Source organism: Rodentibacter caecimuris (genome assembly GCF_001019715.1).
In the GTDB taxonomy this organism is placed as follows: domain Bacteria; phylum Pseudomonadota; class Gammaproteobacteria; order Enterobacterales; family Pasteurellaceae; genus Rodentibacter; species Rodentibacter caecimuris.
The window spans coordinates 2645615-2665465 of sequence record NZ_BBXJ01000001.1 but is presented as its reverse complement, the minus strand read 5'-3'; the positions used below and the strand labels follow the sequence as shown (position 1 = coordinate 2665465).

The 19851-nt window shown below is 42.8% G+C and carries 15 protein-coding genes, 6 tRNA genes and 2 rRNA genes; 4 read left to right on the top strand and 19 right to left on the bottom strand.

Translation table 11 applies throughout. The features are described from left to right. Window positions 1–98 precede the first annotated feature (98 nt). The 5 genes from PNEUHYL_RS13025 to PNEUHYL_RS13005 form a co-directional block, all read right to left on the bottom strand. Window positions 99–2996: ribosomal RNA gene (locus PNEUHYL_RS13025) — 23S ribosomal RNA — on the bottom strand. A gap of 269 nt (window positions 2997–3265) precedes the next feature. Further along, window positions 3266–3341, bottom strand: a tRNA-Ala gene (locus PNEUHYL_RS13020). Window positions 3342–3391: 50 nt separating this feature from the next. Continuing rightward, window positions 3392–3468 (bottom strand) — tRNA-Ile (locus tag PNEUHYL_RS13015). Between the two features lie 81 nt (window positions 3469–3549). After that, a 16S ribosomal RNA gene (locus PNEUHYL_RS13010) occupies window positions 3550–5085 on the bottom strand. Together the 16S and 23S rRNA genes with 2 tRNA genes alongside form the textbook arrangement of a ribosomal RNA operon. Before the next feature lie 292 nt (window positions 5086–5377). Beyond that, window positions 5378–6040 carry a TfoX/Sxy family DNA transformation protein gene (locus PNEUHYL_RS13005; RefSeq protein WP_069029757.1) on the bottom strand — a complete coding sequence of 221 codons (663 nt, stop codon included), beginning with the start codon at window positions 6038–6040 and terminating at the stop codon, window positions 5378–5380. A gap of 501 nt (window positions 6041–6541) precedes the next feature. Between PNEUHYL_RS13005 and recA the strand changes: the two genes are divergently transcribed. Continuing rightward, complete coding sequence (gene recA, locus PNEUHYL_RS13000) at window positions 6542–7594, top strand: recombinase RecA (RefSeq protein WP_059368766.1); 1053 nt, start codon at window positions 6542–6544, stop codon at window positions 7592–7594. Window positions 7595–8027: 433 nt separating this feature from the next. Here the strand turns inward: recA and crcB are convergent, their stop codons facing one another. The 7 genes from crcB to PNEUHYL_RS12965 form a co-directional block, all read right to left on the bottom strand. Beyond that, window positions 8028–8411 carry a fluoride efflux transporter CrcB gene (gene crcB, locus PNEUHYL_RS12995; protein ID WP_059368765.1) on the bottom strand — a complete coding sequence of 128 codons (384 nt, stop codon included), beginning with the start codon at window positions 8409–8411 and terminating at the stop codon, window positions 8028–8030. After that, entirely contained in the window at window positions 8411–9229 is an 819-nt protein-coding gene (locus PNEUHYL_RS12990) for a Cof-type HAD-IIB family hydrolase (protein ID WP_059368764.1), read from the bottom strand. The genes crcB and PNEUHYL_RS12990 overlap by 1 nt, the downstream gene beginning before the upstream one ends. Window positions 9230–9380: 151 nt before the next feature. Beyond that, on the bottom strand, window positions 9381–10565 hold the full coding sequence (gene tuf, locus PNEUHYL_RS12985) for an elongation factor Tu (RefSeq protein ID WP_059368590.1): 1185 nt from the start codon (window positions 10563–10565) through the stop codon (window positions 9381–9383). A 101-nt stretch (window positions 10566–10666) separates the two neighbouring features. After that, window positions 10667–10742: transfer RNA gene (locus PNEUHYL_RS12980), tRNA-Thr, on the bottom strand. 5 nt (window positions 10743–10747) lie between these two features. Next, a tRNA-Gly gene (locus PNEUHYL_RS12975) sits at window positions 10748–10822 on the bottom strand. Window positions 10823–10864: 42 nt separating this feature from the next. After that, window positions 10865–10949, bottom strand: a tRNA-Tyr gene (locus PNEUHYL_RS12970). Between the two features lie 30 nt (window positions 10950–10979). Further along, window positions 10980–11055: transfer RNA gene (locus PNEUHYL_RS12965), tRNA-Thr, on the bottom strand. Window positions 11056–11268: 213 nt separating this feature from the next. Between PNEUHYL_RS12965 and coaA the strand changes: the two genes are divergently transcribed. Next, on the top strand, window positions 11269–12204 hold the full coding sequence (gene coaA, locus PNEUHYL_RS12960) for a type I pantothenate kinase (protein ID WP_059368763.1): 936 nt from the start codon (window positions 11269–11271) through the stop codon (window positions 12202–12204). A gap of 42 nt (window positions 12205–12246) precedes the next feature. Here the strand turns inward: coaA and citC are convergent, their stop codons facing one another. The 5 genes from citC to PNEUHYL_RS12935 are packed head-to-tail and all read right to left on the bottom strand — an operon-like array spanning window position 12247 to window position 15735. After that, window positions 12247–13323, bottom strand: coding sequence for a [citrate (pro-3S)-lyase] ligase (gene citC / locus PNEUHYL_RS12955; RefSeq protein WP_059368762.1), 1077 nt, complete (start codon window positions 13321–13323; stop codon window positions 12247–12249). Window positions 13324–13327: 4 nt separating this feature from the next. Further along, the gene (dtd, locus tag PNEUHYL_RS12950) at window positions 13328–13762 is read right to left on the bottom strand and encodes a D-aminoacyl-tRNA deacylase (protein ID WP_059368761.1); all 435 of its coding nucleotides are present in this window, start codon (window positions 13760–13762) and stop codon (window positions 13328–13330) included. Then, window positions 13762–14595: a virulence factor BrkB family protein gene (locus tag PNEUHYL_RS12945; protein ID WP_059368895.1), complete on the bottom strand. Its 834-nt coding sequence runs from the start codon at window positions 14593–14595 to the stop codon at window positions 13762–13764. The genes dtd and PNEUHYL_RS12945 overlap by 1 nt, the downstream gene beginning before the upstream one ends. 2 nt (window positions 14596–14597) lie before the next feature. Next, window positions 14598–15071, bottom strand: a complete 474-nt coding sequence (locus PNEUHYL_RS12940; protein ID WP_059368760.1) for a YchJ family protein — start codon at window positions 15069–15071, stop codon at window positions 14598–14600. Beyond that, window positions 15061–15735 (bottom strand): MOSC domain-containing protein, encoded by a 675-nt coding sequence (locus PNEUHYL_RS12935; RefSeq protein ID WP_059368759.1) that lies wholly within the window; start codon window positions 15733–15735, stop codon window positions 15061–15063. The genes PNEUHYL_RS12940 and PNEUHYL_RS12935 overlap by 11 nt, the downstream gene beginning before the upstream one ends. A 119-nt stretch (window positions 15736–15854) precedes the next feature. Between PNEUHYL_RS12935 and PNEUHYL_RS12930 the strand changes: the two genes are divergently transcribed. Further along, a complete protein-coding gene (locus PNEUHYL_RS12930) occupies window positions 15855–17354 on the top strand; it encodes a helicase HerA-like domain-containing protein (RefSeq protein WP_059368758.1) in 1500 nt (499 codons plus the stop codon). A gap of 52 nt (window positions 17355–17406) precedes the next feature. Further along, on the top strand, window positions 17407–18165 hold the full coding sequence (udp, locus tag PNEUHYL_RS12925) for a uridine phosphorylase (RefSeq protein WP_059368757.1): 759 nt from the start codon (window positions 17407–17409) through the stop codon (window positions 18163–18165). 55 nt (window positions 18166–18220) lie between these two features. Here udp and PNEUHYL_RS12920 read toward each other — a convergent pair whose 3' ends face one another. Together PNEUHYL_RS12920 and cysE are read right to left on the bottom strand one after the other, a co-directional pair. Then, on the bottom strand, window positions 18221–19036 hold the full coding sequence (locus tag PNEUHYL_RS12920) for a shikimate 5-dehydrogenase (protein WP_059368756.1): 816 nt from the start codon (window positions 19034–19036) through the stop codon (window positions 18221–18223). A gap of 12 nt (window positions 19037–19048) precedes the next feature. Continuing rightward, window positions 19049–19846, bottom strand: coding sequence for a serine O-acetyltransferase (cysE, locus tag PNEUHYL_RS12915; RefSeq protein WP_059368755.1), 798 nt, complete (start codon window positions 19844–19846; stop codon window positions 19049–19051). Window positions 19847–19851 lie beyond the last annotated feature (5 nt).

Sequence of the window (19851 nt, the reverse complement as noted above, 5' to 3'; positions counted from 1 at the left end):
TTTTCATCTGTTCTATCGGATACAAGCTGATGACTGATTACGGTATACTTTAATTCGTTGTACTTCACACTAGCCGCCCAAAAACACTTGAGCGTTGTATAGTTAAGCCCCTCGGGCAATTAGTATGGGTTAGCTCAATGTATCACTACACTTACACACCCCACCTATCTACGTCGTCGTCTCCAACAACCCTTACAGACTCTAAGTCTGGGAGAACTCATCTTGAGGCAAGTTTCGTGCTTAGATGCTTTCAGCACTTATCTCTTCCGCACTTAGCTACTCGGCAATGCGTCTGGCGACACAACCGAAACACCAGTGGTGCGTCCACTCCGGTCCTCTCGTACTAGGAGCAGCCCCCCTCAATTCTCCTACGCCCACGGCAGATAGGGACCGAACTGTCTCACGACGTTCTAAACCCAGCTCGCGTACCACTTTAAATGGCGAACAGCCATACCCTTGGGACCTACTTCAGCCCCAGGATGTGATGAGCCGACATCGAGGTGCCAAACACCGCCGTCGATATGAACTCTTGGGCGGTATCAGCCTGTTATCCCCGGAGTACCTTTTATCCGTTGAGCGATGGCCCTTCCATTCAGAACCACCGGATCACTATGACCTACTTTCGTACCTGCTCGACTTGTCCGTCTCGCAGTTAAGCTTGCTTATACCATTGCACTAACCTGACGATGTCCGACCGTCATTAGCAAACCTTCGTGCTCCTCCGTTACTCTTTAGGAGGAGACCGCCCCAGTCAAACTACCCACCAGACACTGTCCGAGACCGCGTTCCGCAATCTTCGTTAGAACACCAAACGTTAAAGGGTGGTATTTCAAGGACGCCTCCACAATCACTGGCGTGACCGCTTCAAAGGCTCCCACCTATCCTACACATCAAAATTCAATGTTCAGTGTCAAGCTATAGTAAAGGTTCACGGGGTCTTTCCGTCTAGCCGCGGGTACACCGCATCTTCACGGCGATTTCAATTTCACTGAGTCTCGGGTGGAGACAGCCTGGCCATCATTATGCCATTCGTGCAGGTCGGAACTTACCCGACAAGGAATTTCGCTACCTTAGGACCGTTATAGTTACGGCCGCCGTTTACTGGGGCTTCGATCAGGAGCTTCTCTTTCGATTACACCATCAATTAACCTTCCAGCACCGGGCAGGCATCACACCCTATACGTCCACTTTCGTGTTTGCAGAGTGCTGTGTTTTTAATAAACAGTTGCAGCCAGCTGGTATCTTCGACCGGTTCACCCTTCACCCGCTAGGGGCTACAAGCTACGCCGGCGCACCTTCTCCCGAAGTTACGGTGCTATTTTGCCTAGTTCCTTCACCCGAGTTCTCTCAAGCGCCTGAGTATTCTCTACCTGACCACCTGTGTCGGTTTTCAGTACGGTTTAATAAAGCCTGAAGCTTAGTGGCTTTTCCTGGAAGTGTGGTATCAGTTACTTCAGCCCCTTGAGGCCTCGTCATCATTTCTCGGTGTTAATAAGCGCCCGGATTTGCCTAAGCACCCCACCTACCAACTTAAACGTGCATATCCAACAGCACGCTAACCTAACCTGCTCCGTCCCCACATCGCAGCTTTACCAAGTACGGGAATATTAACCCGTTTCCCATCGACTACGCTTTTCAGCCTCGCCTTAGGGGCCGACTCACCCTGCCCCGATTAACGTTGGACAGGAAACCTTGGTCTTCCGGCGAACGGGTTTTTCACCCGTTTTATCGTTACTTATGTCAGCATTCGCACTTGTGATACGTCCAGCATACCTCCCGATACACCTTCATCCGCTTACACAACGCTCCCCTACCCAACAGGATTAATCCTGATGCCGCAGCTTCGGTGCTATGTTTGAGCCCCGTTACATCTTCCGCGCAGGCCGACTCGACTAGTGAGCTATTACGCTTTCTTTAAATGGTGGCTGCTTCTAAGCCAACATCCTAGCTGTCTAAGCCTTCCCACTTCGTTTCCCACTTAACATACACTTTGGGACCTTAGCTGGCGGTCTGGGTTGTTTCCCTCTCCACGACGGACGTTAGCACCCGCCGTGTGTCTCCTGAGTATCACTCTTCGGTATTCGCAGTTTGCATCGGGTTGGTAAGCCGGGATGGCCCCCTAGCCGAAACAGTGCTCTACCCCCGAAGGTGTCCGCTCAAGGCTCTACCTAAATAGATTTCGGGGAGAACCAGCTATCTCCCGGTTTGATTGGCCTTTCACCCCCAGCCACAAGTCATCCGCTAATTTTTCAACATTAGTCGGTTCGGTCCTCCAGTTAGTGTTACCCAACCTTCAACCTGCCCATGGCTAGATCACCGGGTTTCGGGTCTATACCTTGCAACTAATCGCCCAGTTAAGACTCGGTTTCCCTTCGGCTTCCCTATTCGGTTAACCTTGCTACAAAATATAAGTCGCTGACCCATTATACAAAAGGTACGCAGTCACCCTTTCAGGCTCCCACTGCTTGTACGTACAAGGTTTCAGGTTCTATTTCACTCCCCTCGCCGGGGTTCTTTTCGCCTTTCCTTCACAGTACTGGTTCACTATCGGTCAATCAGGAGTATTTAGCCTTGGAGGATGGTCCCCCCATCTTCAGACAGGATATCACGTGTCCCGCCCTACTTATCGTAAGCTTAGTACCATCAACATGTTTTAAGATACGGGACTATCACCCCCTACGGTTGAGCTTCCCAACTCATTCTCCTAACACGCTCACTATCACTTACCGGCTCTTCCGCCTTCGCTCGCCGCTACTCACGGAATCTCGGTTGATTTCTTTTCCTCGGGGTACTTAGATGTTTCAGTTCTCCCGGTTTGCTTTTCATTACTATGAATTCATAATGAAATGATGGATTCTTCATCCATCGGGTTTCCCCATTCGGATATCTTGGATTAAACGCTTCTTATCAACTCATCCAAGCTTTTCGCAGATTAGCACGTCCTTCATCGCCTCTGATTGCCAAGGCATCCACCTTGTACGCTTAGTCACTTAACTATACAACCTCAAATGTTTTCAGCCTGCCTACTCAGTCAGGCCTACATCTTGAAGCGAATCTTTAATTCAACTAAACACTTGACTGCCTTTCTCCAGTCAAGATTTTTCTACTCAGACTTCCTCTATTCCTTTTGGAACTTAAAAGTCTCTTCAGTTTTCAGCTTGTTTCCAATTTTTTAAAGAACAGAAGATAAAACTTTTCAGTTATCATCGTTAAGTAAACGCAATACCATTTTCTATCAATGCAACATTTACTTAACGATGATAAGTGGTGGAGATAAGCGGGATCGAACCGCTGACCTCCTGCGTGCAAGGCAGGCGCTCTCCCAGCTGAGCTATATCCCCAGTTATCATTAATTTGCAGATACTTGCCCTTACTTCACTCACTCTTAGAGTGGTGGGTCTGAGTGGACTTGAACCACCGACCTCACCCTTATCAGGGGTGCGCTCTAACCACCTGAGCTACAGACCCAAGGACAATGTTGATTTCCGCTCTCTATCTTGTCTACAACTCTCAGCCAATCTGTGTGGACACTTACTATAGCTCGTTCGGTAAGGAGGTGATCCAACCGCAGGTTCCCCTACGGTTACCTTGTTACGACTTCACCCCAGTCATGAATCATACCGTGGTAAACGCCCCCCTCGCGGTTAAGCTATCTACTTCTGGTACAACCCACTCCCATGGTGTGACGGGCGGTGTGTACAAGGCCCGGGAACGTATTCACCGCGACATTCTGATTCGCGATTACTAGCGATTCCGACTTCATGGAGTCGAGTTGCAGACTCCAATCCGGACTTAGACGTACTTTGTGAGATTCGCTCCACATCGCTGCTTCGCCTCCCTCTGTATACGCCATTGTAGCACGTGTGTAGCCCTACTCGTAAGGGCCATGATGACTTGACGTCATCCCCACCTTCCTCCGGTTTATCACCGGCAGTCTCCTTTGAGTTCCCGACCGTATCGCTGGCAACAAAGGATAAGGGTTGCGCTCGTTGCGGGACTTAACCCAACATTTCACAACACGAGCTGACGACAGCCATGCAGCACCTGTCTCAAAGCTCCCGAAGGCACTCCCGTATCTCTACAGGATTCTCTGGATGTCAAGAGTAGGTAAGGTTCTTCGCGTTGCATCGAATTAAACCACATGCTCCACCGCTTGTGCGGGCCCCCGTCAATTCATTTGAGTTTTAACCTTGCGGCCGTACTCCCCAGGCGGTCGATTTATCACGTTAGCTACGGGCGTCAGAGTTAAACCCCAACCCCCAAATCGACAGCGTTTACAGCGTGGACTACCAGGGTATCTAATCCTGTTTGCTCCCCACGCTTTCGCACATGAGCGTCAGTACATTCCCAAGGGGCTGCCTTCGCCTTCGGTATTCCTCCACATCTCTACGCATTTCACCGCTACACGTGGAATTCTACCCCTCCCTAAAGTACTCTAGATTCCCAGTCTGAAATGCAATTCCCAGGTTAAGCCCAGGGCTTTCACACCTCACTTAAAAATCCGCCTGCGTGCCCTTTACGCCCAGTTATTCCGATTAACGCTCGCACCCTCCGTATTACCGCGGCTGCTGGCACGGAGTTAGCCGGTGCTTCTTCTGTGACTAACGTCAATCAGCTTGGCTATTAACCAAACTGCCTTCCTCATCACCGAAAGAACTTTACAACCCGAAGGCCTTCTTCATTCACGCGGCATGGCTGCGTCAGGGTTCCCCCCATTGCGCAATATTCCCCACTGCTGCCTCCCGTAGGAGTCCGGGCCGTGTCTCAGTCCCGGTGTGGCTGGTCATCCTCTCAGACCAGCTAGAGATCGACGGCTTGGTGAGCCATTACCCCACCAACTACCTAATCCCACTTGGGCTCATCTTATGGCAAGAGCAAACGCCCCCTTTAGTCCAAAGACTTTACGCGGTATTAGCTGCAGTTTCCCGCAGTTATCCCCCTCCATAAGCCAGATTCCCAAGCATTACTCACCCGTCCGCCACTCGTCAGCAAAGAAAGCAAGCTTCCTTCCTGCTACCGTTCGACTTGCATGTGTTAAGCCTGCCGCCAGCGTTCAATCTGAGCCATGATCAAACTCTTCAATTCAAAGTTCAATCGCTCAATAAACTGCTTAGCTATTAATATACACTACTATAAAAAGTAATAATGAATTTCTAGTTTAAGCACCTATTAAGACTTCAAAATTAAAAATATTTTAACAAGTCTATTAACAAGTGCCCACACAGATTGTCTGATTCGTTGTTAAAGAGCAAAAAATAACGACGCACCGGCAAATCTTCTTACTTCACAACAGCGCGTCGTTGTGTGTCGCGTATTATAGGCATTTAAAAATACTTTGCAATGAATTTTTTACATATTTTATTTGAAAGATTAATTTTTATTCATCATCAATCTTTCTATATCTTCTAAACCCCGCTTCATATAAGACTTTATTTAGCTTCTTCAGTAGTATTTCCTTTTGCTGTCTATTTAACATTTCACTATTTTTATTCAGTAATGCACAAGCTAGTTTCCAATAAGTGTTTAAAGTAGCCGGTATTCCAAATTTCCTTAACCTGACAATCGCATTCTCAGCGCCCACTATCTTTAGTGTGTTGACGTCATGAATACCTACCTTCTTTAACATTCGTTCATATTTTATGGAGAGATTAGGAAGATCTTTTAAGCGGTTTGCCTTTGATAAGGCAATCTCATTCTTTCTATCCTGAATTTGTTTAATAGAAAGCATAAGCAATTTACGCAGTAAAACCCGATCACCTAGAATATCCTTAGTAAGACAATAGTAATCCGACAAAACAAACTTGGCATCAACTTCGTTTTTTGTGAAAGCCACACATCCTGAATTTATCAATCGGTTAGATAATTCATCTTTTGCTTGAAGGTAAAACTTTCCATTCAACCATAAACCGAACATAAGTTCTTTATTGTAAAACAACCCGTAACCGGTGAATAAATTCTTCGAAGTCACATTTCCGATTAATTCATTAGTCATCATACAAATGTCATCAATATGTTTATCTTTAATGTTTAATATTGCCATAAGCCCTCCACATTAAACTGCAATATGTTAATGGATAAGTAATTCTCCCTTCCACTTATAACATTAATGTCATCACAACAAAACAATCTGTTTACAAATTTGTGACATAGATCGTAAATTTAAAACTTATTGTAAAAAATACAGTTATATAATGAATTTTCTATTTAATAACTTACACTTAATGGATGTAATAGCTTTCAATAAACTCATACAAGTCAATAGAAGTGAATATTGATATAAATATGTTTAATTTTAGAAAGAAGAGCAGCATAGTCGGTTAAAATAACAGCTATTAAAAAATTAATTTACAGTATTTATATTTCCTCAAGGTACTAAAAGAATATGTTCTTCTCTCTAAAACTAAAAAAGCTCTAAATCCCCCTACTTAGATAAATTTTTATGCTCTTCCAACCCACTACATTTCCCTGCGGGATCCAAAATTTCACTTGCTGCTGTACATCAACACAGATACAATTTTGCTACGATCAAGTGAGGTAAAAAATGACTACTCAAGAAGAAAAACAAAAAGCACTTATTGCAGCGTTAGGACAAATCGAAAAACAATTTGGTAAAGGCTCTATTATGAAATTGGGTGATACCAAAGCATTGGATGTTGAATCCATTTCCACCGGCTCCATTGGTCTAGATGTAGCATTAGGTATCGGAGGTTTACCTATGGGGCGTATCGTTGAAATTTTCGGCCCTGAGTCTTCCGGTAAAACAACCCTGACCTTATCTGTCATTGCACAAGCCCAAAAAGCAGGTAAAACCTGTGCATTCATTGATGCCGAACATGCACTTGATCCGATTTATGCAGCCAAATTAGGGGTTGATGTCAAAGAATTATTAGTCTCTCAACCTGATAATGGTGAACAAGCACTAGAAATCTGTGACGCACTTGTTCGTTCAGGCGCGGTTGATGTCATCATCGTAGACTCTGTGGCAGCACTTACACCAAAAGCAGAAATTGAAGGTGAGATGGGCGATTCCCATATGGGTTTGCAAGCACGCTTGATGTCCCAAGCCTTACGTAAACTAACCGGTCAAATTAAAAATGCCAACTGCCTCGTTATTTTCATCAATCAAATTCGTATGAAAATTGGTGTAATGTTTGGCAATCCGGAAACGACAACCGGTGGCAACGCGCTAAAATTTTATTCATCTGTTCGTTTAGATATCCGTCGTACCGGCTCTGTAAAAGACGGCGAGGACGTTATTGGTAACGAAACGAAAGTGAAAGTAGTAAAAAACAAACTTGCTGCGCCATTCCGCCAAGTAGAGTTTCAAATTCTTTACGGCGAAGGAATTTCAAAAGCAGGAGAATTAATTGAGCTCGGTGTAAAACACAAACTTGTGGATAAATCCGGCGCTTGGTATGCCTACAACAATGGAAAAATAGGTCAAGGCAAAGCAAATGCAATGAAGTGGTTACATGAAAATCCGGAAAAAGCGCAAGAATTAGAAACCAGACTTCGTGCGGAATTGGTTGCAAACCCAGAACAATCATTAATAGTCGATATTGAACAAGCCGAAAATAATTATTCGGATGAATGATAATTAGCGTTTAATATCATAGAAGTGCGGTCAAATTTTCTCTAAATTTTGACCGCACTTTTTATGGAAAAAAGCATATCTTCAATCGTGTTAAATAATGTTGTAAGTTTATTAGCGCATTGAGAGTATAGTGAATTCGGTCTTGGTAGTAAAATGTAAGAAAAAAGCATTTCCATAAGAACAAATTGAAAACACACTAAATGGTATCAGCAGAAAAAGTGCCTTTTACGAAAACTATATCCATGCACGATCATAACGAGACTATGGTGTTCATCAAGTGAAGTTATTGATGAGGTTTTATGAAAATAAATATTGGTTGGCAGTCATTAGCTCTTGCCGTGTTAAGAAACAAAAATCCTATATTATATGCTTTCTTATAGATGTTGCAGTGAACATTGATCTTATCGGTTCTACTTCCGAATAAATTTCTAACCTAAGACTTAAATAGTAGTTTATACAATAAAATACCTAATGTCGTACTGATTAATCCTCCTATTAAATGGAAAGCAATCACACTAAGTGCATTAAACCATTTGTCTGACATTAGAAGCTCAATCACTTCAATTGAAAAAGATGAGAATGTAGTAAACGCACCAAGAAAACCGGTCACTAGAAACAATTTCCATAAATCATTAACTTGTGGATATTGCCAGAAAAGTGCCACCAACATACCTATCAGAAAACAACCGATAAGATTAACAAGTAAAGTTCCAAAAGCAAAGCTAGAAAAGAGTGAATTAAAGCTATAAGTTAACCCCCATCTTCCTAAAGCACCTAATATTGCGCCGCAGCTAATACATAACATAGCTTGGAGCATTATTTAATTCCGAATTGAAGTTGAAGATATTTTGCAACTGACTCATTTTGATTTGAACCGATTTGCTCTAATTCCGGGCAAGCTTGTTTCAAACGTTTATCAGCATTTTCCATGATGCAGCCTTTCCCAACACTGGAAAGCATTTCTACATCATTCATCCCATCGCCAAAAGCGATACAGTTTTCCAAACCGTAATCTCGTTGTTCTAACACATGTTTTAAAGCTTCACCTTTGGAAACATTTTTGTTCATCACTTCCAAACATGCTAATGCAGAATAAACAATAGTTGTTTTATCACCAAAATGTTCACGTAAATATTTTTCTACTTCAATTAAATCTTCCGGTGTTTTTCCAATAAAAAATATTTTCTCCACACTACGAGCATGATGTTTAGAAAAATCAACTACTTCATACATGAAACCTGAATCCTGATGAAATTTTTTCAATTCAGGGACGTCTTTATTAATAAACCATCCTTCGTCTTGATAGGTATTTAAACAAACCTTTGTTTCATCAAATGGTGTTTTATAAAGATCAAATACAATATCTTCCGGTAAACTATTGCTATAAATAAGGTTTCCCGCCATATCTCGCACTCTTGCTCCGTTTGAGGTAATCATTACCGCACGTTCTGCACCGATTTTTCCAAGAATAGAAGTAACATCAGTGTGATTTCTTCCCGTAGCAAGGATAATATCAATACCATTCTGTTCAAGTCGATTCAGTGTATCAATCGTAAAGTCTCCGATGACATGATTAGTGTTTAATAATGTACCATCTAGATCAGAAACAACAGCACGAAAAAGTTGTTTTGACATAAAGAAGTCCTCTAAAAAGTTTTTCCTGATCATATCAAAAAACGAGGCATAAAATGACCGCACTTTTGATTGAACACAAATAGGCAAAAGTATAAAACTAAAAAGGCAGATCAATAAAAGACCTGCCTTCTCACTTAATTTATCAAATTAATTATTTAATAATTTTCGCAACAACGCCCGCACCTACAGTACGACCACCTTCACGGATTGCGAAACGTAAACCTTGGTCCATCGCAATCGGGTGGATTAAGGATACAGTCATTTTGATGTTATCGCCAGGCATTACCATTTCCACACCTTCCGGTAACTCAATAGTACCGGTTACGTCTGTTGTACGGAAATAGAATTGTGGACGGTAACCTTTGAAGAATGGGGTGTGACGACCACCTTCATCTTTAGATAATACGTACACTTCTGATTCGAAGTCAGTGTGTGGCGTGATTGAACCCGGTTTCGCCAATACTTGACCACGTTCGATTTCTTCACGTTTGGTACCACGTAATAACGCACCGATGTTTTCACCTGCACGACCTTCATCAAGTAATTTACGGAACATTTCAACACCGGTTACGGTTGTTTTAGTGGTATCTTTGATACCCACGATTTCAACTTCATCACCTGTACGGATGATACCACGCTCTACACGACCGGTTACTACCGTACCACGACCTGAGATTGAGAACACGTCTTCAATTGGAAGAAGGAACGGTTGGTCAATTGCACGTTCAGGTTCCGGGATATAAGTATCTAAGTGGTTTGCTAATTCAAGGATTTTTTCTTCCCATGCCGCATCGCCTTCTAACGCTTTTAATGCTGAACCACGTACGATTGGGGTGTCATCACCCGGGAAGTCATATTGAGAAAGAAGTTCACGAACTTCCATTTCGACTAATTCTAATAACTCTTCGTCATCAACCATATCGCATTTGTTTAAGAATACGATGATGTAAGGTACACCTACTTGGCGACCTAATAAGATGTGCTCACGAGTTTGTGGCATAGGACCGTCAGTCGCCGCAACCACTAAGATTGCACCGTCCATTTGTGCCGCACCGGTAATCATGTTTTTAACGTAGTCGGCGTGTCCCGGACAGTCAACGTGTGCGTAGTGACGGGTTGGTGTATCGTATTCAACGTGTGAAGTATTGATGGTAATACCACGCGCTTTTTCTTCCGGCGCGTTATCGATTTGGTCAAATGCACGAGCCGCACCACCGTAGTGTTTTGCCAATACTGTCGTGATTGCTGCTGTTAAAGTTGTTTTACCGTGGTCAACGTGGCCGATTGTACCCACGTTTACGTGCGGTTTTGTACGTTCAAATTTTTCTTTAGACATTTAAAGAGTCCCTCTAAATAGACACGGTTATCGATGGGTAAATTAAACCACATTAACCAATAAAATTCATTACTATTTAACAAGGAAAGTGAATTGAAGGCTGGTGCTGATAGGCGGATTTGAACCGCCGACCTCACCCTTACCAAGGGTGCGCTCTACCAACTGAGCTATATCAGCGTTTGTGGAGCGGGCAGCGGGAATCGAACCCGCATCATTAGCTTGGAAGGCTAAGGTAATAGCCATTATACGATGCCCGCAAGTCCTAAATTCATCTGTCCCATCAGAATTCATCTAAAATATGGTGGAGGGAGAAGGATTCGAACCTTCGAAGGCTGAGCCAACAGATTTACAGTCTGCCCCCTTTGGCCGCTCGGGAACCCCTCCACACTAAATGAATGCTTGTCTACGAAAGAATGGTGCCGACTATCGGAATCGAACTGATGACCTACTGATTACAAGTCAGTTGCTCTACCTACTGAGCTAAGTCGGCGTGTCGTAAGCAAGTGAGGCGTATTATATGGAAAAAAGTTTGCCTGACAAGTCTTTTTTCTAAAAAAGTTTATTTTTTTACTTGTTCGTTTAATTTGCAAGCAAAACCACCAGTTTTTTGATGTCATTTTCATCAAGTTAGAGAAAAACAATGCATAACAAGGCGTTATAGGGTATATTTTCAGCAATATTTCAACAACATTACCGTTATATAGTGGAAATTTCAAACCAACTTACGCCATTTTTGAGTTTTAGCCGGGAACAATGGGCAAACTTGCGAAAATCGGTGCCATTAAAACTCACTGAACAGGATCTTAAACCGCTACTTGGCTTCAATGAAGAACTTTCTCTTGATGAAGTGAGAACCATTTATTTACCACTCGCCCGCTTAATTAACTATTATATTGACGAAAACCTTCGCCGCCAAACCGTACTCAATCGTTTTTTAGGCGGACAAAGTCCTAAAGTCCCTTACATTATCAGCATTGCAGGGAGTGTTGCGGTCGGCAAAAGTACCTCTGCACGTATTCTGCAATCTCTCCTCTCCCATTGGCCGGGCGAAAGAACAGTTGATCTTATTACAACCGACGGATTCCTCTATCCGCTCGAAAAACTGAAGCAGGATAATCTACTACAAAAAAAAGGCTTTCCCGTCTCTTATGACACGGCGAAGCTCATTCACTTTTTAGCCGACATTAAATCCGGTAATAAACATGTTAAAGCACCAATTTACTCGCATTTGACATACGATATTATTCCTGATGAATTTCACGAAGTTAATCAACCGGATATTTTAATTTTAGAAGGATTGAACGTACTACAAACGGGCGGAAACAAAAGTAATCAAATTTTCGTTTCTGATTTTGTGGATTTTTCAATTTATGTGGATGCCGAAGAAAATTTGCTAAAAGAATGGTATATCAAGCGTTTCTTAAAATTCCGCCAAAGTGCCTTTAGTAACCCTGATTCCTACTTTAAACACTACGCCACGCTGTCCGAAGAAGAGGCGATAACCATCGCCTCCCAAATTTGGGAAAGTATCAACGGTTTAAATCTACGAGAAAATATTTTGCCAACCCGTGAACGGGCAAACCTCATTTTGACAAAAGGTGCGGCTCACGCAGTGGAGTTAGTCAAACTTAGAAAATAAAAAGAGCGGTTAAAAATCGCGTTGTTTTTTAACCGCCTTATATCAATAATGTTTTACATCTTCCGTTTGTTGAATTTTCTCTACTATCGGCACGGCTTCATCACTCAGCAAAAAATCAAAGGTGCTTTGAGGTACCAGTTTTTTGACTGCCAACCAATTTTTATCCTTAATAGCCTGCCTAACAGCCGATGCACTAATAACTCTTTCAGCCGTTTCTTTCCGTTCCACCACCACGCACGCCACACCATATTCCGGTAATTTTTGTAGCATAGTTTGATTGTAAAGGTTTGTCACATGGCTAAACGGCTCATCACCCACATAACGGCGTTGAATCCCCAATGCTTGTGCAATGCGTACAAAAATCTGTAAATCAATCTCTACATTACTTTTAATAACAGCATCATCGCTTTTTTGGAAATAGCTCGGGAAAGTGGCTTGGCTTATGATATAAGAACCGCTATCGTGCAATATGACATTAGGCAAATACGCGATACCGGCTTGAATCAATTTTTTACGCACAGAGTAAGGGAATAAACTACTGTCTTCACTCAAAATAAACAGATGAACAATGTCATTTTCACTCGCTGCTTTTTCTACCAAATATTGATGTCCAAGAGTGAAAGGGTTGGCATTCATCACAATAGCCGCCGTTCTTTTCTCGTTAAAAACGCCCTGATTTTTCACCGCACTTTTTGCTGTCTCGTTTTGCAGCCGAGTTAAATAATCCCCGAATCCATTGCGTTTGTTTTCCATAAAGACGATCTGATCCGGAATTCGCACGATCTCCCGAAAGCCGAGATCATAGAAAAATTTTGCTGACTCACATTTCGTATAGAGAAACAGATGTGCATTGCCTCGTTCCATTTGAACATTGATCAAATGTGTGACGACTTGATTCATCAAGCCTTCCCCTTGATGAAATTGAGATACCGCTAAGCAACGCAAGGTATTGCCAAAACAAGCCCCTGTTGCAATGATATTAAACTCCTCATCAAACATTGCACAAAGATAGTCCAAATTTGGATCGCGCTGAATCCCTTCTTGCTCAAGCAGCGCATCAATTTGAGCAAGGCTATTTCGGTCGGAAAAAGCAACTTGACCAATAGAATAATGATTCATAGCGTTATACGTTTAACCAAAATGTAACGGGACCGTCATTAGTGAGGCTGACCTGCATATCTGCGGCGAAACGCCCGTTTTCAACCTGAATCTTCTCGGCACATTTTTGTGAAAAATAGTCATAAAGCTCATTTGCCAGTGCCGGTTCAGCCCCCTTAGAAAAACTCGGGCGCAAGCCTTTTTGGGTATCGGCGGCAAGGGTGAATTGCGACACCACCAACAATGCGCCGCCAGCTTGCTGAACATTTAAATTCATTTTGCCGTTTTCATCGTTAAAAATGCGGTAATGTAAAACTTTTTCTGCCAATTTATCGGCTTTTGTGCGGTCATCATTTTTCTCCACACCCAGTAATACTAATAACCCTTTGCCAATTTTTCCGACTTTTTCACCATTCACATCCACTTGAGCCCGTGTAACACGCTGTATTAATGCAATCATTATATCTCCTTCATTTCTTCATTTTCTAACCGCACTTTTTCTCGTTTCATCTCGGCTAAAACGGCGGCGAGTTGCGCACCAAGTAAAACAACCGTCCAACTTAATTGAACCCATAACAACATTATCGGCAGAGTTGCCATCGCGCCATAAATTAATTGATAAGAGGGGAAAGTGGCAATATACCAAGCAAAAGCCTGTTTACCCAATGTGAAGAATACGGCTGCGATTAATGCCCCGGCAGCGGAATGTTTGACGCTGACTTTTTTATTCGGCACTACCGTATAAAGCACGGTAAAAATAAACCAAGTGGAAAGAAAAGGAACAAAACCGAGTAATGTTAAACCGAAGGAAAGATGTTCCGAACTCTCAAACATCGCTTTCACATAAGCGCTTGCGGCAATACTTGTACCAATAAGCAAAGGCCCAAGGGTTAAAATCAGCCAATAAATCGCAAAAGAAGTAAAAATCGGGCGCGTACCGCTCTCTTGCCAAATGCCGTTTAAGGTGCGATCAATGGAATTAATCAGCATTAACGCCACGGCAATTAAACTGATAATCCCCACCGCGCTCATCTGCTTAGAATTATTCACAAATTCATCAATATATTGCCCCACAACATCGCCTGCAGAGGGGGCAAAGTTTGTAAAAATAAACGCTTTCAGCGCACCGGTTACCTCATTGAACACCGGAAACGCCGAAAAAATTGAAAAAATCACCATCACTAACGGCACAATCGCCAACATAGTGCTATAAGTGAGCGAGCCCGCAGCCTGCGTCAATTTATTTTCATTAAAACGTAGCCAAAATCGTTTAAAGAAAGTGAAATCTGTCATAGTCATAGCCATGCCCCGCAACAATGTTTAAATTTTTTCCCCGAACCGCAAACACAAGGTTGCTTCATGGTTGGCAATACCACTGTCGGATCAACAAAATACCAACGCCCCTCAATCTTGACAAAAATTGACCGCTCTTGATGAGACTGCTCCCCTTCCTCACTCTGAAAAATCGCACGAAATTCTACCGCACTTTGCTGTTTGGTTAAGGTTTCAGTTTTCAGAATTTGTAAACCAAGCCATTGGGTACTATCCGCCCAATCTTGTAAGACTTGCGTTGCTAAGAGCCTTTGTTGGCTGGGGACGGTTGTTTCCACAATGTAAGCAATATCTTTCAGTACATACGCCGTATAGCGTGAACGCATAAGCTGTTCCGCCGTTTCCGGCAAAGCCTTATGCTGATGGAATAGCCCGCAACAATCTCCATAATTTTTTGTTGATTGGCAAGGGCAAAGTGCGGTTGTTTTATTTGTCATTTTTGCATGCCCAAACTTTACTTAATTGAGAACTTAATGAACGTTTAAATGCAGCCGCTAATTCTTCAACGGCAAGCGCCTGCTCTAATTCTTCCACCGTTGGTTTACCCGACAATAAGCGATTTAAATGACGAATAGTGAGTTGAGGATAAGGTCGGCTTTTTAGGATTAATTCATCCCCTTGCGAAATTTCCCCTTCTTCAATAACACGCACATACCAACCGCTCCAACCTGAAAGATAAACGGTTTTTTGGGTTTCGGGATTATTGGTATTTTTAGATAAACGTTCGCAAGGTTTGCGGGGTTGCGACACTTCCAAAAGGGTTGTACCGATTTTAAAGCGATCGCCCACACAAACGGAATCCTCGTCAAAGCCTGAGACGACAAAATTTTCGCCATAAACCGCCGTACCAATGTAAGAAAAATCTTCGTCTAATAAGGTATTTAATGCAGGAAAAGACACATCCGACATAAAAAATAATGCTTTATCCACACCGCCATGGTGTTTTTTAAGCCCGACATCATTACCATACGCACCCAATGAATGGATTTTTACAGAGGATACCGGGCGTTTTCGAATAGCACTTTCATAACAGGTACCGTCAGCAAAAGTCAGTTGTTCGACTTCACCGATTTTAATCACCAAAATTTCTGACTTTGACATTTCATTTCCCTTATCAACAAAAACGCGTAAAATTATATCGCAAAATGACTTAAATTTTGACCGCACTTTGTTTTTTCCCTATCATTTCCCCATAAATAGCATTAAAGAAAGGAACACTTATGCAATATGATCTCGCACGAAGCACACAAGGACAAACACTCGGTATTACCGCAAAAATGGCAAATCGCCACGGCTTAATCGCCGGGGCGACCGGTACGGGGAAAACCGTCACCTTACGTAAAATGGCAGAAACGTTCAGTGATGACGGTGTGCCGGTGTTTTTGGTCGATGTCAAAGGCGATCTGTCAGGCCTGGTGAAAGCAGGTCAATTTCAAGGCAAAATTGCCGAGCGCATCGAACAATTTGAACTAGGCGGCGAGGCTTATTTAAAGGGCTACCCCGTCTCTTTTTGGGATGTTTTCGGTAAAACCGGTATTCCGCTTCGTACCACCATTTCTGAAATGGGCCCTTTATTACTTTCCCGCCTGTTAAATCTTAATGCCACACAAGAAGGTTTGTTGAATCTCGTTTTCCGTGTTGCCGACGACAAAGGTTTATTGCTTATTGATTTAAAAGATCTTCGTGCAATGCTAAAATATGTAGCGGAAAATGCCAAAACTTTCCAAGTGGAATACGGCAATGTCTCTGCGGCGAGTGTAGGAGCGATTCAACGTGCATTGCTTACCCTTGAAAATGAAGGCGCTGCAAATTTATTCGGCGAACCCGCCCTTAATCTTGACGACTGGTTACAAACTCGTGATGGGCGTGGCGTGATCAATGTTTTAAATTCGGAACAACTGATTAACTCTCCAAGAATGTATAGTGCGTTCTTGTTATGGTTAATGTCTGAATTATTTGAGCAATTACCGGAAGTAGGTGATCCGGATAAACCTAAATTCGTCATGTTTTTTGATGAGGCGCATTTATTATTTGACGATGCCCCGGCAGTATTGGTAGAAAAAGTCGAAAAAGTGGTGCGTTTAATTCGTTCTAAGGGGGTCGGCATCTATTTTGTCACACAAAATCCGTTAGATTTACCGGATACGGTTTTAGGTCAATTGGGTAACCGAGTACAACATGCATTACGTGCTTTCACACCACGTGATCAAAAAGCCGTAAAATCCGCTGCCGAAACCTTCCGTGCCAACCCGGCGGTCAATGTAGTAGAAAGTATTTCGACACTTGGCGTAGGGCAAGCGTTAGTCTCTTTCTTAGACGAAAAAGGTATGCCAACCCCAGTTGAAATTGCCTATATTTACCCGCCGAAAAGCCAACTTTCCCCTCTTTCAGGCGAAGAACGAACCACATGGGTAAAAGATGATGAACTTTATCCGTTCTATAAAGATTATGTGGATAACGAATCTGCCTTTGAAGTCTTAAATGCACAAGCCGATCTTACCGCCGTGCAAAAAAAACAAGCGGAGCAAGCTCAAGAGGAAGAAGAAAACGGCATTTTAGGCAGCCTCAGCCGTATGATTTTCGGCACGAAAAAACGGGGCGATAAATTAAGCCCGACAGAACAAATGGTGAATAGCGTTGCAAAATCCGTGGGGAGAAATATTCGCAATGAAGTCACCAAACAAATTATGCGTGGTATTTTAGGCGCATTAAAAAAATAACAAACCAAAGTGCGGTCATTTTTACCGCTAAATTTAAATTAAGGAGACAACTATGTCAGAGGTATTTCATTTAAACTTAACCAAAGCACAATTAAAAGGGGCAACCATTGCCATCGTTCCGGGCGATCCGGCTCGCAGCGAACGTATAGCCAAACATCTTGATAATCCTGAGTTCCTCACCAGTACCCGAGAATTTACCTCGTGGTTAGGTTATTTAAACGGCCAACCCGTTGTGGTGTGCTCTACCGGTATCGGCGGCCCGTCCGTCTCTATTTGTGTGGAAGAATTAGCCCAACTCGGTGTTCGCACTTTTTTACGAATCGGTACCACCGGCGCTATTCAACCGCATATTAATGTCGGTGATATTCTCGTCACTACCGGTGCAGTACGTTTAGACGGTGCAAGCAAACATTTTGCCCCATTGGAATATCCGGCGGTAGCTAATTTTGAGTGTACTACCGCCCTTTACGATGCGGCAAAAGAAAAAGGTATTGAGCCTTTTGTCGGCATTACCGCCTCATCAGATACCTTCTATCCGGGTCAAGAACGTTATGACACTTACAGTGGAAAGATTTATCGTGATTACCAAGGCTTGCTCAAACAATGGCAGGATCTTAATGTGATGAATTTTGAGATGGAATCCGCTACCTTATTTACCATGTGTAATGCGTTAGGTTTACGCGCCGGTATGGTTTCAGGCGTGATCGTCAATCGTACGCAACAAGAAATCCCAAATGAAGCCACAATAAAAGCCAGCGAAGAAAAAGCGATTTCCGTAGTGGTAGAAGCAGTAAGGAAATTAGTTTCTTAAAAAGATGAAAAAGGCGTTTTGATATTGTAAAACGCCTTTATTTTTAACCGCACTTTTAATTATTCGCCCTTGCAAAAGCGGCGGCCTCAGCGACTAATTCGTCATTTGGACGTTGATGGGTATAAAGTTCGAATTGCTCCACTGCCTGTAAAACAATCACTTCCGCACCTGAAATAATTTGTTTGCCTAGGCTTTCGGCAAATTGAATAAACGGCGTTTCCGCAGGGATTGCCACCACATCAAAAGCGGTTTTTGCTTGTGTAATCATTGTGTTAGGAAAGGCTAAATCTTTTTCTTCTTTGCCACCTTGCATACCGATTGGCGTGACATTGATTAAAATATCTGCCTGCTGATTTTCCAAACTATTGACGTACTCGTAGCCGTAAAGTGCGGCTAAATACTGCCCTGTTTTTTCATTTCGGGCATAGACTTTTAAATTGTCAAAACCACTATTTTTAAATGCGGCAACCACCGCTTTTGCCATTCCTCCGCTGCCATGCACCATCACCGTGCTGTTTTTATCTAACCGATATTTTTCAATCAGTTTCACGATCGCAATGTAATCGGTGTTATAGGCACGTAGAACACCGTTGTCATTCACAATAGTATTCACCGACTCAATGGCCTGTGCGGAAGGGTGAATTTCATCGACAAACGGCATACAACTTTCTTTAAACGGCATAGACACGGCACAGCCCCGAATCCCTAAGACTCGCACACCTTTCACCGCATGTTCAATATCTTGTGTGGTAAAGGCTTTATAAATAAAGTTTAATCCCAATTTTTCGTACAGATAATTGTGAAACCTTGTGCCAAAATTTCCCGGTCTGCCGGAAAGAGACATACAGAGTTGGGTATCTTTGTTGATCATTTTATGATTCTCTTAAATATTCAAATTCATTCCATCATCAATAAAATATTGATTCATTTCAAATGCCGGTTTGGCGGCTTTATCCTTACCGATAATGCGTGCCGGTACGCCTGCGGCGGTGGCATATTCCGGAACAGGTTGAAGCACGACGGAATTTGCCCCAATTTTGGCATATTTGCCTACCTCGATATTCCCAAGAATTTTTGCACCGGCGCCAATCATCACGCCTTCTCGCACTTTAGGATGACGATCACCGGATTCTTTGCCTGTCCCACCTAAGGTGACACCTTGTAGAATGGAAACATCATTTTCAATAACAGAGGTTTCCCCTACTACAATGCCTGTAGCATGGTCAAACATAATACCGTGACCGATTTTTGCCGCCGGATGAATATCCACATCAAAGGCAACCGAAATTTGATTTTGTAAATAAAGCGCCAATGCCTTACGATTTTGTTTCCACAAATAATGCGTAATTCGATAGCTTTGAATGGCGTGAAATCCTTTTAAATAAAGTAATGGCGTAGAGCATAATTCCACTGCCGGATCCCGTTGGCGGACGGCTTTAATATCACAAGCGGCGTAATCAATAATGGCTGGATCCGCCAAATAGGCTTCCTCAATAATTTCTCGTAAGGAAATTGCTGGCATAATGGGATTCGCCAATTTATTAGCCAGTAAATAACTTAATGCACTGCCGAGATTTTGGTGTTTTAAAATTGTAGAATGAAAAAAACTGGCGAGCATTGGCTCGTTTTCAGCCAATTCTTTCGCTTCTTGGCGAATATGTTGCCACACATCTAATATCATTATTT